Consider the following 3,353-nt stretch of genomic DNA (forward strand, 5'->3'; position numbering starts at 1 on the left):
TGTTATCGCTTTAATAGAAGCTTCATGAAAGAAAACATTTTTGACAACCTTTTGAACAGAATGGTGAATACCGAACCATGCTTTATCAAAAATATTAGTAGTTAAATGCCTAAGTCAATTCATTTATTTCTTTTTCTTTACTACTACTTTTGTAATTTCCTCAAAAACCAATCTTTTATTGTATGCCCTAGCTAACGCTCATTTGCAACGAGTGCTAAATAAATAACCAAATATTCCTATACACCATTTTAATTTATAAAACCAGTTTCATCTATTTCTAAAATAGTATTATCTTCTTAATAGTTCCTCGCACTTGAGTATTTCCAATCTATGGCATTTGTTACAAATCCGCACTCTACGGGAATGTTATGTATATAATCTACCTTTTGTTTTATAACTTTTTCACTCCATAGCTCTATAGGTTTATTATGGTGTTGCCAAAATTGATATTTTGTGACATTTCCCTGCTTTTTGCCTGCTCTTTTAAACATCCATAACAGCCATTCTTTTCGGCTTTCTTGCGGATTGTTCTCTATGTCTTCTATGACTTTTTTTGAAGTGTGCTTTTTAAATGCTTGTAGCAATTCCATTGGTTGTTCATTTGTTGACCTGAATATAAAATGTACATGGCTGGGCATAAAACAATAACAGTACAGCTCCATGCCTTTTTCTTTCCTGCAATAGTTTATACTCTCTGCCAATACATTAAAATATACTTACCTTGTAAATACATCCAACCAATAAACGGTTGCAAAGCTTACAAAGTATAAACCTACTTTATTATGAAACTTGTATTTTCTGCTCATGATACCAAAATACAAAAGCTATGCTTTTTTGCATAGTCTTTTGTTGTTCTTAGCTTTGACGGCACCCGTTACAAACAAGCGCTAGCGGGGGAGAACATAGCACAGGACACCATAGAGAACATGGACTTGCTCACCTTATTTTGTGGGTGTTTCCCGTGATGCGATTTCCAAGTATGAGCGTGATGATAATACGCCATCTGTGGAAGTGGCCAAAAAAATTGCCAGAACGCTTGGTGTTTCGCTCGATTACCTTGTTTCTGAACAGGACAATTTAGAGGTAGTGGATATTGAGATGCTCGATAGAATGAAGGAAATTCAGCGACTTAACAATGATGATAAATCCACCATCAACAAGATTATCGATGCCTTTATACGAGACACCAAGACCAAAAGGGCGTATGCTTCTTAAAGACCCAAAAAAAGCCTTTACATCTCTGTAAAAGCTTTTTCTATATTATTTTTTCTTACTCTTGACCGCCAATCTTTAACGCCACTAGGAAATCCTAGCGGTAGCGCATACTAGGGAACAGCGGGGGTTCCCACTAATTTAACCCTTTACCTTCCTTAAGTACTCAGTTAATCCTATTATCTCTTTAATATTATCACTATTGTTAATGTCAAATTGTAGTTCTTCACTTGAAAATATCACTTTGCCATAATCTAAATTTAAGTATTTGTATCTGCTAGGAACATCTATGTTTAAATCATTTGATATGAATGTAACCCATCCTGTCCAAATTTCCCCTGACTTAAAATCAATTATTTCGTCTACTAAGTCCGAATGAGTAATTGTTGCATGTGTAGGTCTAAAAGTTTCTATAAGTTTCATAAAAAGATTAAACATCTTCTCTTCTTCAATATTATCAAAATTAAAATTTTCAATATAGAATACATCTGAATAAACACCAGATTTTTCTACTCCAAAATTATAATTGACACTAAAAGGTGGTTTTTTATTTGCTACAAAATAACAACTGTTTCCAAAAGAGTTCTTATACGTTTTATCAACAACCATTCTGTCATACTCTTTTGCATCATCGATAAACTGACTTATTAATATCTCTTGTACTTTATCTATTTCACCAATAAATATTTTTGAATTAGATTGAACATTCCATTCAAAAACATTCAACTCATTTGAAATGATTCTTTGAATATTCAATATCTTTGAAGAGCATTCTTCTATCGTATATGAACTTGCATTATTTTTAACTAATCTAATCACAATTATTATTTTTATTTTTTAGCAGGTGTATAAATAAATTCAACATTATCAGGAATATCTTCATTGTTTCTTTTTAAATACCTTTTAAACTCTTTCATCGTAGATTCTTCAGCAAAATGCCATTCTAGTTTAATCCCATCAGCTGCTTCAACTTGCCTTTTAAATTGTTTCATCATCCCACTATAAATTTGATAAGACCCAACCATACCAGACTTTATTAACCATTGATAATAACCCTTGGCCTCAAGTAATATTCCATTTTTAAAACCGTCAAAGTCAACTTTATTTTTACCCCAAGAAACTCGAAACTCATTATCTCCTCCTTTACCATTTATTTGATTTTGGTATTTATACCATGCCCTTTCTTGCATTTTGGATAAATCTTTAAAGTTTCTTTTCCAAAAGTTACCATGGCGCTTTACTGTTTTAGATACAGAATTAAGTACAACCGGAGCCTTAACTAAAGTAACAACCTCTCCTTTTCCTGGAGCTACTCCTACAATATTTATAATATCCCCAACAAAATTAAGCGCTTCACCTAGTGCTCCTTCTCGTGGTTCTACAACCTTGGTAAAATAATCCCAACGGTATTTAAGATTGTCTTGTAACCAACGGTCGCTGACGCCTTCGGGAACTTCGGCACCGTGACGACTCAGATAACTTCTTATCATTCCTCCTTCCATATTACTGCCAGGGAATAATGTTGTCTGCAAAAAGAGGTTATTGAAACCAGCCCATGCCCCTCCTATAATCTCAGCCGTCATCATAGCACCATCAGCACCTCCCAATTCATATTCAGATTCTAAACCTTCTAATTCACGAGCATGTATTGGCTGATTTGAACTGAATTGATAAGGTGTCAAATATGGATATTTTTTTGTGAGCGGGTCTACCGCAAAGAATCTACCTATACGAGGGTCATGCATCCTGTACTTGTAGTTTAAGCTATTTCCCTCTCCTTTAACTTCATCATCTTTCTCTTGCCCTTGGAAGCCGTAACGATAGGAATCACTGCTACCATGCCTATTGGGCAGTAATTGGCCAAATGAAAACTAATCTTACGCTTTTTTTGAAGCGGTAGACCAATTTTCCTAAAGCCTTATTTTCAAAATTTTATAAAAGAACGTATGTCTCTCGACCTTGCTAATATACTATTTTCTATTAATTGCCTCGCAGTAGCAACCCAGTTTTTTCGCTTACTCAAAACCCTCTGTCTTTTACCTGCTCCCCTTGCCCCGGTATGTTACATAATTGGCATTATAATACTGCCGACTCCGTCCTCTCTTAAAAACCAAAGCCGTAGTTATAATGTCAACTATGTA

The 3,353-nt window shown here is 34.5% G+C and carries 3 protein-coding genes and 1 pseudogene; 1 reads left to right on the forward strand and 3 read right to left on the reverse strand.

Going from position 1 to position 3,353, the window contains the following annotated elements; all coding sequences use genetic code 11:
- Positions 1-296: 296 nt before the first annotated feature.
- Positions 297-806: pseudogene (locus JF259_RS17520) on the reverse strand (transposase).
- Between the two features lie 142 nt (positions 807-948).
- Between JF259_RS17520 and JF259_RS17525 the strand changes: the two are divergent.
- Positions 949-1,215: a helix-turn-helix domain-containing protein gene (locus JF259_RS17525; protein ID WP_199117007.1), complete on the forward strand. Its 267-nt coding sequence runs from the start codon at positions 949-951 to the stop codon at positions 1,213-1,215.
- Between the two features lie 138 nt (positions 1,216-1,353).
- Here the strand turns inward: JF259_RS17525 and JF259_RS17530 are convergent, their stop codons facing one another.
- Positions 1,354-2,031, reverse strand: coding sequence for a hypothetical protein (locus JF259_RS17530; RefSeq protein ID WP_199117008.1), 678 nt, complete (start codon positions 2,029-2,031; stop codon positions 1,354-1,356).
- A gap of 11 nt (positions 2,032-2,042) precedes the next feature.
- A complete protein-coding gene (locus JF259_RS17535; RefSeq protein WP_233164374.1) occupies positions 2,043-3,065 on the reverse strand; it encodes a Tox-REase-5 domain-containing protein in 1,023 nt (340 codons plus the stop codon).
- Positions 3,066-3,353: the final 288 nt, after the last annotated feature.

It is taken from the genome of Snuella sedimenti, from assembly GCF_016428595.1.
In the GTDB taxonomy this organism is placed as follows: Bacteria; Bacteroidota; Bacteroidia; order Flavobacteriales; family Flavobacteriaceae; genus Snuella; species Snuella sedimenti.